This window comes from Peribacillus sp. N1 (genome assembly GCF_054600815.1).
Genome location: NZ_BAAHZO010000001.1, coordinates 1,633,528 through 1,646,121, shown reverse-complemented (window position 1 = coordinate 1,646,121; position 12,594 = coordinate 1,633,528). Strand labels below are relative to the sequence as shown.

Here is a 12,594-nt window from a genome sequence, read left to right as displayed (position 1 = left end):
CACAGCAGCTTTTTTCATGTTTTATATTTAGAACTCAAAAAATTCTAAAAAGTTAAAAAATATATTGGAATAATTGGGACTAAACGATTATAATTTAGGAAATAAAAGCGAAAAAGCTGGCATCATTAGAAAAACATTATTTTAAATAAGGAAAAAGCGGGGGGAAAATATGAAAAAGAAATTATATTCAACAGCAGCCATGACATTGGTCGCAGGTTTATTATTGGCTGGGTGTGGAAATGACAAGGAAAAAGATACGGCAAAGGATGAAAGCGGAAAGGATACCTTCAACATTGGGGTAACGCAAATCGTTCAGCATGATTCCCTGGATCAAGCATATGAAGGATTCCAGGCGGCACTGAAGGACAGTGACATCAATGCCAAATATGATCTTCAAATTGCACAGGGTGACCAAAACAACAGTCAGACGATTGCCAATAACTTTGTTGGGGATAAAGTTGATCTGATATTTGCCAATTCGACTCCTAGTGCTCTTAGTGCTTTAAATGCGACCAAGGATATCCCGATCGTCTTTACATCGGTTACCGATCCTGTAGCGGGTGAACTTGTTACTTCTTTGGAAAAACCAGGCGGAAACGTGACGGGTACGACGGATTCCCATCCTGAAGCCATTGCAAAGTCAATGAAATTCCTAGCGGAAGAGCTTGGGGCGAAGACAATTGGAACTGTCTATAATACAGGGGAGCAAAATTCAGTCGTCCAAATAAAGAATGTGAAAGCGGAAGCGAAAAAAGCTGGTTTGAAAGTCGTGGAAGCATCCGTCTCGACTTCAGCGGATGTTAAACAGGCAACGGAATCTTTAATCGGAAAAGCGGATGCTTTCTATATCATTACTGATAATACAGTTGTCTCGGCATTGGAATCGGTCATTTCCGTGGCAAATGATCAAGATATCCCATTGTTTGTCGGCGAACTTGATTCCGTGAATGCTGGCGGTTTTGCAGCATATGGCTTCAGTTACTATGACATTGGTTATGAAGCGGGGCAAAAAGCGGTTGAAATCCTGAAGGATGGTAAAAAACCTGGAGATATCCCGGTTCAATATCCACAAAAACTGAAATTGGTCATCAATGAAAAAGCAGCAAAAGATATGGGTGTTGAAATAAAAGAAGAATGGAAAGCAGATGCTGAGTTTGTAAAATAAACTCTGCTTTTGTTCGGGGAAGGAAGAAAAAAATGTTCTCAGCCTTATTCAACTCTTTTGAGTCGGGAATGATTTATGCGATCATGGCACTAGGTGTTTATTTAACATTCAGGATTCTCGACTTCCCGGATATGACTGTGGAAGGCAGTTTTGTGACAGGGGCCTCTGTTGCCGCGATTATGATCGTTAACGGTTACTCGCCGATCGTTGCCACGTTGAGTGCCATGGTGGCAGGGTTCATCGCTGGGACGATAACGGGGTTCCTGCATACGAAAGGGAAAATCAATCCTCTCTTGGCGGGTATCTTAATGATGATTGCGCTCTACTCGATCAATTTGAGGATCATGGGTGCATCCAACATTCCGTTGCTTTCCCAAACAACCATTATCACGAATATCCAGGATGCCTGGGCTGGCACCGGGTTGGACAATTTGTTGAATGGTCTTTTATCATTCGTGGGTCTCGGTGACAGCCTGCCGAAAACGTGGGCCATATTAATCGTTATGCTGATTGTGGCTGTAGTCATCCAAGCAGGAATGTCAGCCTTTTTAAAAACGGAAATTGGTCTTGCCTTACGGGCGACTGGTGATAATGAGGCCATGGTCAAGAGTTTTTCCGCCCATACCGGCAACATGAAGATCCTGGGACTTGCAATCGGAAATGCACTAGTGGCTTTTTCGGGATCCTTGGTTGCCCAATATAACGGTTTTAGCGATATAGGCATGGGGATTGGAATCATTGTCATCGGATTGGCATCCGTCATAATCGGTGAGGCTCTATTTGGTGCAAAAACGATTGCACGTGCTACGCTGGCAGTCATAGGAGGGGCGATCATTTACCGAATCGTCGTAACTTTGGCACTTCGCGTTGAATTCCTTGAAACGGGTGATGTTAAATTAATTACGGCACTTATTGTGGTCGGGGCACTTGTCATTCCTAAAATTTCTGATAAGCAAAAGGAAAAAACCCGGAAGAAAAGGCGGCTTAAAGAAATACAGATGCGCCATGCTGGGACTTTACCGAAAGGGAGGGAAGAATATGCTTCAGTTAAATCAGATTTATAAAGTTTTCAATGAGGGAACGCCAGATGAAAAGTTAGCCCTTGGAAATCTGGAACTGCAGATGACAAAAGGTGAATTTGTAACAGTCATCGGAAGTAATGGAGCAGGTAAATCGACGTTGATGAATATGATTTCCGGTAAAATTCTCCCTGATGCAGGTGAAGTCATCATCGATGGTGAAAACGTATCGGCCATTGAAGAACATGCCCGTGCCAAAATGATTGGCCGTGTTTTTCAGGATCCCATGCTGGGGACTGCACCACATATGACTATTGAAGAAAATATGGCGATTGCCTATGGCAGAACCAATAAAAGAGGTTTAGGCTTTGGGGTGACAAAAAAACGGAAAGAACTTTTTAAAGAGTGTTTGGGCACCCTTCATTTAGGTTTGGAAAATCGGATGACTGCAAAAGTGGGATTATTATCAGGAGGGGAGCGCCAGGCACTATCATTGCTGATGGCGACCTTCACCGACCCTAAAATCCTGCTACTTGACGAACATACAGCAGCACTTGATCCTTCACGGGCAGAGCTCGTTACAAACCTGACAAAGGAAATCGTCGAAAAGAACCAGTTAACGACGTTGATGGTGACTCATAATATGCAGCAGGCAATCGATCTTGGAAATTCCTTGATTATGATGGATAAGGGACAGATCATTTTTGAAGCCAGAGGCGCTGAAAAGCAGAAGCTAACCGTCGAAAAACTGCTTAACGAATTCCAGCGCATTAAAGGCGAAAAAATGCTCAATGACCGTGCAGTGTTGATTTAAGATGATGAAAAGGCCCGACCCAGATAGATTAATATTGGGTCAGGGCCTTTTTATTTTGGGGTAATTAATAAGGTCAGGTCCTATTACTGAAGTCCTGTTACTGAAGAAATGTTTTGCTTAAGAAAAATGGCTATCGTGGGTGTTCATGAGCAGTCTTGAAAAACGATGTCAATCGCTGTCGGCTGTGCTCCATGATGAACTATCGTTCTTTCTGTTTCCAAAAATCATTTTTATGAATGGCCTTTTCTTCGTCTTTTTAGTGGCAGCAGCTTCTTCAGCCGCGAGGAAATAATCAAAGTTTTGACCCATTGGTTTTTCTAGCGCTTCGATACGGGCTTCAAGCTTCTTAACGAGTTTGTGCATTTCTTCCATTTCACTTCTGTGCTGTAAAAGCTGATAGGATACAACATCGTCCGCCTTTGTTTTCAGGCCATTTTCAAGCCTGTTGACCCGTTCAAGCAGTTGATCATTCGGTTCGGGGTGTTTCTGGATGGTTGCTTTTCTAAGCTTCTTCTCTGAGATGCTGACCTTTTGGAGAATGATGCCCTCGTTCAGCTGATCTTGGATTTTTCTCAATAATCCAATGTCTTCATCCGAAAACTGGTAGTGGCCAAGCTGATTCCGTTCTACTTCCATGTTCAATTGGGTGACCCAGCGTTGAATCGTACTATGGGAAACATTCAGTAACCGGGCAACTGCACTTGTATTCATCGAGATTCCCCCTTTTGGTTGTTGAATTCGATAAGTATAAGGAAATTCCTTTACAGTTGACAAAACATGTATTCATTCGGCAAAGAAAGTGAAATTCCTACGTAATTTGCATGAGGGGCAATCCAAGGTGGAATTCCATGTGGACAGCTTTTTGTAAATGGTAGCGTTGTTAGGAACTTTTAGAAGCATTTGTGATGGCATGGATGATGGTAATCAAGCTAAAAAGGGAAATGTGATGCAGATGTCGAATTTACCCTTAAAACATGGAAAAAGGAGGACCAGTATGAACAGGATTACTTTAGGTGTCAGGGATATTGCTGAATCATTAAGGTTTTACCGGGACGGGTTGGGATTTCATACAACGGTTAAAGAGGACGAACCCGCAATCGTTTTTTTTAATAATGCCGGAACGAAACTTGCTTTGTATCCTTTAGAGGAGCTAGCAAAAGACATCAATGAGAAAGAACCGCCTAAGAAAAATGGTTTCCCGGGACTTACGCTTGCTTATAATGCCAAATCAATTGAAGAAGTGGATGATGTGATCAACAAAGCTGAAAAGGCCGGGGGAACAATCGAGAAATCACCTCAGGATGTTTTTTGGGGAGGGTACAGCGGATATTTTTCAGACCCCGATGGTTACTATTGGGAGGTTGCGTATTCGAAGGATTGGAGTTTTGATGAAAATGATATGCTGATTATAAAGTAACGCACACTTCGGAAGGGTTACCCCTTAGAAAAAAAGGGCTGTTGCCTTGCAACAGCCGATCATCATCATGCCTTACTGCGAAACGACATATTTGGCTAGTTCTTTACTTATTTGATTGCCCATCCGCTTCGATTGCTCAGTCGCTTCTTGTACACAGGCAATGAATGCTTCTTCCACTTGATGTGCTTGAAGTGCTTTCAGACCTGCTTCAGTCGTTCCGCCTGGTGAAGTTACTTCCTTTCTTAGTACGGCAGGCGTTTTAGGTGATTTCTGTAACATATCGGCCGCACCCATCAGTGTCTGGAGAATCAATTGCTTAGCGGTCTCGGAATCGAGACCTATTTTTTCTGCTGATTTTTCCAATGCCTCGACCAAGTAATAAATATAAGCCGGACCGCTGCCAGATAAGCCTGTTACCGCATCTAGCTGGGTTTCTTCGACAACTGCCACTGTACCTACCGTTTCAAAAAGGGTAATCGCCGTTTGTAATTGCGCTTCTTTCGTATGACAGTTAGCCGCAAGGGCCGTTGCTGATTTCCCTACAGCTGCCGATGTATTGGGCATGGCACGGACAATCGAGAACCGTTTGTTGGCGATACCTTCCAAGCTTGTTGTATGAACCCCGGCAACAACGGAAATGAACAGCATTTCTTCACGAATATATTCTTTTATTGATTGCATTGTTTCTAAAATATCTTTCGGTTTCACCGCCAGCACGACAAGGTTGGCATCCTGTACTAATAGCTGCAGCGATCTTGTGGCAGTTACACCATATTGGTTCTTTAAATAATCGAACCGATCATCATTTGATTTATTTGTTACAAAAATATTTGCCGGTTCAATTACCTGTTGGGTCACCAGCCCCGAAATGATTGCTTCTGCCATCGATCCAGCTCCGATAAATGCGATTTTCTTCATATTTCCCGCTCCTTTTTCTTTTAAAGTTTTCGGCCTTTTTTAAAAAAACAAAAAGACCCCTCATCCAATAAAGGACGAAAGGTCTAGCTTCCGTGGTACCACCTTTGTTCAACTTTCCCATAATAAATAAACAGAAAAGCTGCACTTGAATCCTCTAACGCGGGAATTACGTCAGGTTTTCCTGAAGGCTCATAAGGTAGGTTCAATAATGAGGGGGCGATGAAGCCTTTCAGCACATTCCGAGCTTCACTCTCTTTACGCCATCAATAATTTACTTGGCCTTAATCAAAGCCATGCCGTCTTTAATTACTTGTGATTATGAAGGATAAATTAGCACTCTGTCAATGATAATATATGCATGGACGAGAAAAAATAGACATGAATTATGTGAAAATAATGACAGTAATTAAAAATACATGTAAAATGGTAATTATACATGATAAGTATACTTAGAATTCTGTTTAGTGTATAAAAAGTTTTATATAAATATAATTTTCTAAGGTGGAAAAAGATTATGGTGAATTGGAATGGAGATATTGCAAAAATTACTTTGCCTACGCCGTTTGCAGTGGGTGATGTGAATGTTTATGTAGTTAAAGGGGATGCTTTAACGCTAATCGATACTGGAGTGAAAACAAAACGATCAAAAGAAGCCTTGACTAATGGGCTTGGGGATTTGGGTCTGAAACTGACTGATATCGAACAAATCATTTTAACCCATCATCATCCTGATCATGCTGGTGGACTCGATTTCTTTGAAAAAGAGATCCCGGTTTATGGACACAAAAACAATCAGCGCTGGCTGACCATCAGTGATGAATTCCTAGAAATCCATAATCGTTTTTTCCTTGATTATGCCGCAAAGTTCGGAGTGGCAGAAGAGCTGAAAAATAAACTGATCCACAATCGCGACGAAATCAGTTTCCTTAGTGAACGGAAGCTGAATGGATATTTGGCTGAGGGAGATGAGCTCCCTGGTCTTCCAGGCTGGAAAGTGATCGAGACTCCAGGGCATGCGCAAAGCCATTTATCCTTTTACCGCGAAAGTGACGGGGTCATGATCGTTGGCGATCATTTGCTTGCCAAGATTTCACCTAATCCATTAATGGAACCACCTTTACTTCCCGGGGGCATGAGGCCTCGTCCGTTACTGCAGTATAATGCATCACTTCAGAAATTATTGGATTTTTCCATATCCACCGTTTACTCCGGACATGGATCTGAAGTGGATGGAGATGCGGTTGCCGACTTGATTCACTATAGATTCGAGCGGCAGCATAACCGTGCCATGCAGGTGAAAAGCATGCTTCAAGATAAGCCTTTATCGGTCTTTGAAGTATGTCAGCAGTTGTTTCCGAAAGTATACCTTCAGGAAGTGGGCCTGACACTTTCGGAAACGGTCGGTCAGCTGGACTATTTAGAAGACTTGGGTGAAGTCGAAACAGAAATTCAATCAGGGGTCATTCTGTATTCAATCGCTTAATGTTCGCAAGGAGGCTCACTTTTTTGAATAAGTTGCAAGGCAAAGTCATTGTTATTACTGGAGCTTCCGGAGGGATTGGCAAGGAAGTTGCCATTCAAAGTGCAAAGCAGGGGGGGCGTCTCGTCCTCTTGGCCAGAAGTATGGATAAATTACTACAGCTAAGGAATGAATTGATCACCCGATATGGAATTGATGCATATGCCTATAAGCTTGACGTGGCAGACACTGATCAGGTGGCAAATGTATTTAATGACATTCATGCGCAAATAGGTGAAGTGGATGTGTTGGTCAACAATGCCGGTTTCGGCACGTTTAAAGAAGCGCAGGATACGGAATTAAATGAAACGAAAGCAATGTTTGCTGTCAACGTCATTGGATTGATGGCCTGCACAAAGCAGGTTCTTCCGTATATGAAGCAGAGAAAATCGGGGCATATCATCAATATCGCTTCACAGGCCGGTAAAATCGCCACTCCTAAATCAACATTGTACTCATCGACTAAGTTCGCGGTTCTTGGCTATTCAAACGCACTTCGGCTTGAGCTGATGGAAGATCATGTTTTTGTGACCACCGTTAATCCTGGCCCCATAGAAACGAATTTCTTTAACATTGCCGATGAATCAGGTACATATTTAAAAAATGTTGAAAAATTCATGCTTAAGCCTGGAGATGTCGCTGCTAAAATCGTAGCGGCGATGCTGACCAATAAGAGGGAAATCAATCTCCCTGGCTGGATGAATTTTGCTGGGAAATGGTATAACATGTTTCCAAAAATCACCGAAACATTAGGAAAAAAAGCATTTTTTAAAAAGTAAGCAACTTTCGATGTCGGACAAGGCGAAAGATGGTCTAATATAATAGGCAAAAGGGGAATGTCGATGACATTCCCCTTTTTTGAAATAACCGAAGTTTTCATATGAATTGGTAACTATTTCATGGGGGATCCGTCTATTTCTAGTAGGAGGGATTTGTATGAAGAGGATTGTAAACCTTTATATATCCATATTCGTTGCCTTTATTCTGGGTAGCTGTCAATCCCCTGATTGGAACAGGGATGATGCCGTCGGTAAGGGGGAAGAAGGTTTCATTACGGATCTTGACGATAAAAGGATTTTGATTAAAAGGACGTATTATAAGGTGACCACTGATACATCCATTCAAGATCAACATGGTAACGCTCTCGATTATTCCGACCTGGAAATCGGGATGAAAGTGAAACCATGGCACCGGGGCGGGGTGAAGAAATCATTTCCTGGGAAAGCGGAAGCGGAACTGATTCTTGTTTTGACGGATGTAAAAAGCTTGGCCGAACAAAGGGCGGTCACTGCTGCCCTCAATCATGTCAGTAAAGCGGAAAGTCAGCGATTCATGGTTCTCGAAGTCGTCCATTTACCGTCAGAGCATGTTTATAATATCGAAATGATGAACCGTTCCAACTTGGACGCTTCATTCATGGTGACAGTTGAGGATTTAACGGATGAAATATTATATATAAAATAAAACAACCGGGCTGAATCACTATGAATTCTGTCCGGTTGTTTTATGGGATTTTATAAAGTTTTCGCACCTAAATATTTTGGTTTCCAATAAGAATTATCCATATCCGTGATGGTTATTCCTTTAGAAGAAGTAGCACTGATGAATTGACCATTTCCGATATAGATACCAACATGGGATACCCCTGTTCTTCCAGAAGAAGTATCAAAGAATACAAGGTCACCCTTAGCTGGTGAAGATACTTTTAAACCTGTATTGGAATAAAGCAAGGATGTTGTACGCGGTAAGGTGATTCCTTGTGATTTCTGGAATACGTAATAGACGAAGCCTGAGCAGTCAAATCCAGTTGGTGTTGTTCCGCCCCATTTGTAGGGTTTGCCTATTAAGGTTTTTGCATAGCTGATCAAGCTTGTATTATTGACCTTATAAACACCAAGCTTATTAAATGTGTTACGGCCCGCAATTCCGTCGGCAGTCAGCCCTTTAGCTTTTTGGAATTTTTTTACTGCTGATACAGAATAGGTGCCGTAATATGTAGTCAGTGAACCTGAATATGTGAAATAACCTTTGGTTTTTAAAAGTTGTTGTAGTTGTTTGACATCACTATGTGTCATTCCGGGTCTGAGGGTTTGATCTCCAATATTTGCAAAGGCTTGCAGCGGGGTTAGCATCATGGCAGAAGCAACAGCAGCTGAAGCGATCCATTTCTTCATAATTTTCATTTCCTCTCTATCTATCTCTCTATATTCTTAACAATATTATCCTACAATACCATTATGACAATTAGACATAATTTTGGTTACAGTTTTATTACAAAAAATGAGTAGTAAGACTAAATTTAAAATAGACGAAAGACTGTTGAAAAGGGTGAAAAAAATTAAAAAAACTAAGTATAAGGATCCATTGAAAATTATTCAAGCTACGAATTGATTCTTTTTTAAAAAACTATTTGGGTATTAAGTTTAAATATGGTATTTTAACCATTTTTAGTATCTATTATATTTTTCAAGGAAATTACATTAAAAAGTAGAAATTTGTATGAAAACTTCCATTGAATAAGAACGTATATTCGGTTAAAGTTATGAATATAATAAAAGCGAACGTATATTCTTGTTAGGGTGAGAAGTGATGGATTATGGGACGATGCCGAAACAATCAATTATGTGTATCGATATGAAAAGTTTTTATGCAAGCTGTTCAGCGGTCATGCTTGGTCTGGACCCGCTTAATTGTTATCTGGCGGTGGTTGGTGATTTGAAGAGGACAGGGAGCATTGTGCTTGCGGCTTCTCCAAAGATGAAGAAGGAATTTGGCATCAAGACAGGTTCGCGGATGTTTGAGATCCCGAATGATCCGAGGATTGTCGTCGTTGAACCTAAAATGGCGACCTATTTAAGGGTTTCGACGGAAATCACTCGCTTGTTCAACCGTTATGTGCCCAAAGAAGCGATTCACGTATATAGTGTGGACGAAAGTTTTGTGAAAGTCGATGGTGCCGCTTCTTTATGGGGAGATGCCCGGATGATAGCTGAAAAGATAAAGGATGAAATCGAACGGGAATTACAGCTCCCCTGTGCCATTGGAATTGGACCGAACATGCTTATGGCAAAACTTTGCCTTGATTTGGAAGCCAAACATAATGGGATTGCAGAATGGAAGTATGAGGATGTGCCAAGCAAACTTTGGCCGATTTCCCCGCTTCGTGAAATGTGGGGGATCGGCAGGCGCGTAGAAAAAACCCTTCATGGAATGGGAATATTTACGGTTGGACAGCTTGCCAATTATGATCTTGAATTACTTGAAGCGAAGTTTGGAATTATGGGCAATCAGCTTTACCACCATGCTTGGGGAATAGATTTATCCGATATGGGGGCAGCGATCATCGAAGGGCAGGTAAGCTTCGGCAAAAGTCAAATCCTGCTGCGGGATTATAAGGAGGAGCATGAGGTAAAGCAGGTCATGCTGGAAATTTGCGAAGAAGTTGGAAGAAGGGCACGCACCCATCGCAAGGCAGGAAGGACGGTGAGCCTAAGCATTGGTTACAGCAAGGATGAGTTCGGCGGAGGTTTCCAACGTTCGCGTTCAATTAGCGAACCGACCAACATTACGATGGAGCTATATAAAGTTTGCCTGGAGCTTTTTCATGAGAACTATAAGCAAAAAACGGTTCGGAGCATAGAGGTCAGGCTCTCGAATATTGTGGATGATAACGAAATGCAGCTGACTTTATTCGATGCTTCGCGCTGGAAGAAGCGGGAATTGAGTTACACGGTTGATCGAATCCGCCATAAATATGGAGCCAAATCGTTATTGCGTGCCGTTTCGTATACAGAAGCAGGTACAGCCGTTTACCGAAGCAAGCTGCTTGGTGGTCATAAGGCGTAAGGTTGACTTTGAAGGGAGGGAAAAGAATGATACGTGATCGCGGCCGTATCAAATGGACATCGATGATGTTGCCGGAGCATGTGAAGATGCTTCGGGATTGGGTGGTGGAGGATGGCTATGAAACGAAACGCATCCTGGATGAGCAGCAACTGGAAGAAATGAATGCGGTAATGAGGGAAGCGATGGAGGAAAGAAAGGATGTCACGATTGCTCATTATGAAGGCAACCGGTATCAGCTGTTAATCGGCAGGATCCATTATTATAATGAGCTCACCCAAAAGCTTCATATCGTCGATCGGTTTCAGCAGGCTCACTATATCAGGCTTTCCGATATCGCGGATGTAAGGATAATGGAATGATGAGCGGAAGGGCTGTTCCCAAGGGACAGCCTTTCAAAACGGCATCGTGATGAAAGGTATCACGGAGGAGTATGAGAATCGGCATTTGTTAGCACGGTCAATGAAGAAAGTGATTTTCGTGTCGGCTGAAGCTTGCAAAGGAAGGCAGTTTCTTTAACAGAAGCGTATTTATCGTTTATAATGGGGGAAACATCGGGAGGCGTGCAATCATGTATATTGAATGGACGGAAACAGCGGCTGAGAAAATGGCCGATAAGGTACAGGGACAAGAAGGATATTTACAGTTGAAATATGATACTGATGGCTGTGGCTGCGTGGTAAGCGGTGTGACCGCGCTATGGTGGGTCAACGAACCTGAAGAAGGTACCGAAAAAGTGGAAACAAACGGGATTCCACTATATGTGGAGAAATCAAAAAAGATTTTTCTTGATGAAGTCATGAAAATAGACTTTGTTCCGGAAGCGAACAGCTTTCAATTAAAAAGTCCGAATCAAATCTTGAATCCAAGGATGAGTTATTTTAATAAAATCTGACTAAAAAGCAAAGAGGGGATCTTGGATACCCTCTTTTTTCTTCTCAGACAAGTTTTAGAAACTGATCGATTTGATCTTCATATTCTTTTGGATTTTCATTATAAGATTGAGCGTGGGCCCCTTTTTTAGCGATGTAAAGCTGCTTTGGGCCCTCTTTTGCTGCATATAATTCCGCTGTCATGGAAGCGGGAATGAAACTGTCATTTTCACTATGGATGAAGAGCACCGGGTTTCGGATATTTTTTATATAATCGATTGGGGACACTTCGTTGGTCCAATATCCGTCACGGAGTTTGATGAACGTACGCCCAAGCGGAAACACGGTCCAGGAAGGAAATGGGACTTCATGCTTGAGCTGGTGTTTGATTTGATCCTCGAAATTTGAAAATGGACAGTCGGCAACGTAAAAATCAGCACCATCTTCAAGCATTCCGGCATATAAAAGCAGGGTTACGGCCCCCATGGATTCACCATGAATGCCAATATGAAGGTCGGGACCTTTACGTCTTTTCAATTCATCGATTACGGCCTTCAGGTCGAATTTTTCATAATGTCCGTAACTGCTCGTCTTGCCACCGGAATCCCCATGCCGGCGGTGGTCATAAATGATTGCGTTGAAGCCCAGCTTAAGAAAAATATTCATGTACTTAATCGAATTGACTTTGTTTTCCGTCACACCATGAGAAATGATCACCCACTTATTGGTGTCATGCGGTTCGATAAACAAGCATTTCAAGGAATATCCGGATGGTGACGATACCCAAATTTCCGTTTTAGGCAGATTATCAAAATCCTCCCGGATCAGGCGCTTAGCCATGATTTCACGATTCTGGATAAAATCATCTTCCTTCTTTTTCATGTACATGATCCGATTGGAAAAATAAATGCCGACGCCGATGATATACGATAGGATTCCGGCGAGTGTAAACCACCATTTCTTCATGAAAGGTCCTCCTAGGTTGATTTTCTTTATTTTACCATGTGGGAAATGGGAAAACACTGTT

At 42.2% G+C, this 12,594-nt stretch carries 14 protein-coding genes; 10 read left to right on the top strand and 4 right to left on the bottom strand.

Features of this window, described 5'->3' with window-relative positions:
• Window positions 1–169: 169 nt before the first annotated feature.
• Genes ACYP5M_RS07925 through ACYP5M_RS07915 form a run of 3 tightly spaced genes read left to right on the top strand, consistent with a single transcriptional unit; the run spans window position 170 to window position 2,998 of the window.
• Window positions 170–1,165 (top strand): ABC transporter substrate-binding protein, encoded by a 996-nt coding sequence (locus tag ACYP5M_RS07925; protein WP_101222497.1) that lies wholly within the window; start codon window positions 170–172, stop codon window positions 1,163–1,165.
• Between the two features lie 32 nt (window positions 1,166–1,197).
• Window positions 1,198–2,229, top strand: coding sequence for an ABC transporter permease (locus ACYP5M_RS07920; RefSeq protein WP_459734861.1), 1,032 nt, complete (start codon window positions 1,198–1,200; stop codon window positions 2,227–2,229).
• The gene (locus ACYP5M_RS07915) at window positions 2,204–2,998 is read left to right on the top strand and encodes an ABC transporter ATP-binding protein (RefSeq protein WP_101222496.1); all 795 of its coding nucleotides are present in this window, start codon (window positions 2,204–2,206) and stop codon (window positions 2,996–2,998) included. The genes ACYP5M_RS07920 and ACYP5M_RS07915 overlap by 26 nt, the downstream gene beginning before the upstream one ends.
• A 168-nt stretch (window positions 2,999–3,166) precedes the next feature.
• Here the strand turns inward: ACYP5M_RS07915 and ACYP5M_RS07910 are convergent, their stop codons facing one another.
• Window positions 3,167–3,709, bottom strand: coding sequence for a MerR family transcriptional regulator (locus ACYP5M_RS07910; protein WP_459734860.1), 543 nt, complete (start codon window positions 3,707–3,709; stop codon window positions 3,167–3,169).
• Window positions 3,710–3,992: 283 nt separating this feature from the next.
• Here ACYP5M_RS07910 and ACYP5M_RS07905 point away from each other — a divergent pair, with 283 nt between their 5' ends.
• Complete coding sequence (locus ACYP5M_RS07905; protein ID WP_459734859.1) at window positions 3,993–4,415, top strand: VOC family protein; 423 nt, start codon at window positions 3,993–3,995, stop codon at window positions 4,413–4,415.
• A 72-nt stretch (window positions 4,416–4,487) separates the two neighbouring features.
• On the opposite strand, the gene proC is transcribed toward ACYP5M_RS07905, so the two are convergent.
• Window positions 4,488–5,333: a pyrroline-5-carboxylate reductase gene (gene proC / locus ACYP5M_RS07900; RefSeq protein WP_057278877.1), complete on the bottom strand. Its 846-nt coding sequence runs from the start codon at window positions 5,331–5,333 to the stop codon at window positions 4,488–4,490.
• 514 nt (window positions 5,334–5,847) lie between these two features.
• Between proC and ACYP5M_RS07895 the strand changes: the two genes are divergently transcribed.
• The 3 genes from ACYP5M_RS07895 (at window position 5,848) to ACYP5M_RS07885 (ending at window position 8,316) form a co-directional block, all read left to right on the top strand.
• Window positions 5,848–6,816: an MBL fold metallo-hydrolase gene (locus ACYP5M_RS07895; protein ID WP_459734858.1), complete on the top strand. Its 969-nt coding sequence runs from the start codon at window positions 5,848–5,850 to the stop codon at window positions 6,814–6,816.
• A 23-nt stretch (window positions 6,817–6,839) separates the two neighbouring features.
• Window positions 6,840–7,631, top strand: coding sequence for an SDR family NAD(P)-dependent oxidoreductase (locus tag ACYP5M_RS07890; RefSeq protein WP_459734857.1), 792 nt, complete (start codon window positions 6,840–6,842; stop codon window positions 7,629–7,631).
• 157 nt (window positions 7,632–7,788) lie between these two features.
• Window positions 7,789–8,316, top strand: a complete 528-nt coding sequence (locus tag ACYP5M_RS07885; RefSeq protein WP_101222489.1) for a DUF3221 domain-containing protein — start codon at window positions 7,789–7,791, stop codon at window positions 8,314–8,316.
• Window positions 8,317–8,366: 50 nt separating this feature from the next.
• Here the strand turns inward: ACYP5M_RS07885 and ACYP5M_RS07880 are convergent, their stop codons facing one another.
• A complete protein-coding gene (locus tag ACYP5M_RS07880; protein WP_101222488.1) occupies window positions 8,367–9,026 on the bottom strand; it encodes a C40 family peptidase in 660 nt (219 codons plus the stop codon).
• Between the two features lie 412 nt (window positions 9,027–9,438).
• Here ACYP5M_RS07880 and ACYP5M_RS07875 point away from each other — a divergent pair, with 412 nt between their 5' ends.
• From ACYP5M_RS07875 to ACYP5M_RS07865, 3 genes are all read left to right on the top strand, one after another.
• Entirely contained in the window at window positions 9,439–10,698 is a 1,260-nt protein-coding gene (locus ACYP5M_RS07875; RefSeq protein WP_459734856.1) for a Y-family DNA polymerase, read from the top strand.
• A 26-nt stretch (window positions 10,699–10,724) separates the two neighbouring features.
• Window positions 10,725–11,057, top strand: a complete 333-nt coding sequence (locus ACYP5M_RS07870) for a YolD-like family protein (RefSeq protein WP_459734855.1) — start codon at window positions 10,725–10,727, stop codon at window positions 11,055–11,057.
• Window positions 11,058–11,266: 209 nt separating this feature from the next.
• On the top strand, window positions 11,267–11,590 hold the full coding sequence (locus tag ACYP5M_RS07865; RefSeq protein WP_402938273.1) for an iron-sulfur cluster biosynthesis family protein: 324 nt from the start codon (window positions 11,267–11,269) through the stop codon (window positions 11,588–11,590).
• A 43-nt stretch (window positions 11,591–11,633) separates the two neighbouring features.
• On the opposite strand, the gene ACYP5M_RS07860 is transcribed toward ACYP5M_RS07865, so the two are convergent.
• Window positions 11,634–12,533 (bottom strand): alpha/beta hydrolase, encoded by a 900-nt coding sequence (locus ACYP5M_RS07860; RefSeq protein WP_459734854.1) that lies wholly within the window; start codon window positions 12,531–12,533, stop codon window positions 11,634–11,636.
• Between the last annotated feature and the right edge of the window lie 61 nt (window positions 12,534–12,594).

Excerpts from the sequence above, each read along its gene's own strand:
- ACYP5M_RS07925 (WP_101222497.1), top strand. The coding sequence starts at position 170 with ATGAAAAAGAAATTATATTCAACAGCAGCCATGACATTGGTCGCAGGT.
- ACYP5M_RS07920 (WP_459734861.1), top strand. The coding sequence starts at position 1,198 with ATGTTCTCAGCCTTATTCAACTCTTTTGAGTCGGGAATGATTTATGCG.
- ACYP5M_RS07915 (WP_101222496.1), top strand. The coding sequence starts at position 2,204 with ATGCTTCAGTTAAATCAGATTTATAAAGTTTTCAATGAGGGAACGCCA.
- ACYP5M_RS07910 (WP_459734860.1), bottom strand. The coding sequence starts at position 3,709 with ATGAATACAAGTGCAGTTGCCCGGTTACTGAATGTTTCCCATAGTACG.
- ACYP5M_RS07905 (WP_459734859.1), top strand. The coding sequence starts at position 3,993 with ATGAACAGGATTACTTTAGGTGTCAGGGATATTGCTGAATCATTAAGG.
- proC (WP_057278877.1), bottom strand. The coding sequence starts at position 5,333 with ATGAAGAAAATCGCATTTATCGGAGCTGGATCGATGGCAGAAGCAATC.
- ACYP5M_RS07895 (WP_459734858.1), top strand. The coding sequence starts at position 5,848 with ATGGTGAATTGGAATGGAGATATTGCAAAAATTACTTTGCCTACGCCG.
- ACYP5M_RS07885 (WP_101222489.1), top strand. The coding sequence starts at position 7,789 with ATGAAGAGGATTGTAAACCTTTATATATCCATATTCGTTGCCTTTATT.
- ACYP5M_RS07880 (WP_101222488.1), bottom strand. The coding sequence starts at position 9,026 with ATGAAGAAATGGATCGCTTCAGCTGCTGTTGCTTCTGCCATGATGCTA.
- ACYP5M_RS07870 (WP_459734855.1), top strand. The coding sequence starts at position 10,725 with ATGATACGTGATCGCGGCCGTATCAAATGGACATCGATGATGTTGCCG.
- ACYP5M_RS07865 (WP_402938273.1), top strand. The coding sequence starts at position 11,267 with ATGTATATTGAATGGACGGAAACAGCGGCTGAGAAAATGGCCGATAAG.
- ACYP5M_RS07860 (WP_459734854.1), bottom strand. The coding sequence starts at position 12,533 with ATGAAGAAATGGTGGTTTACACTCGCCGGAATCCTATCGTATATCATC.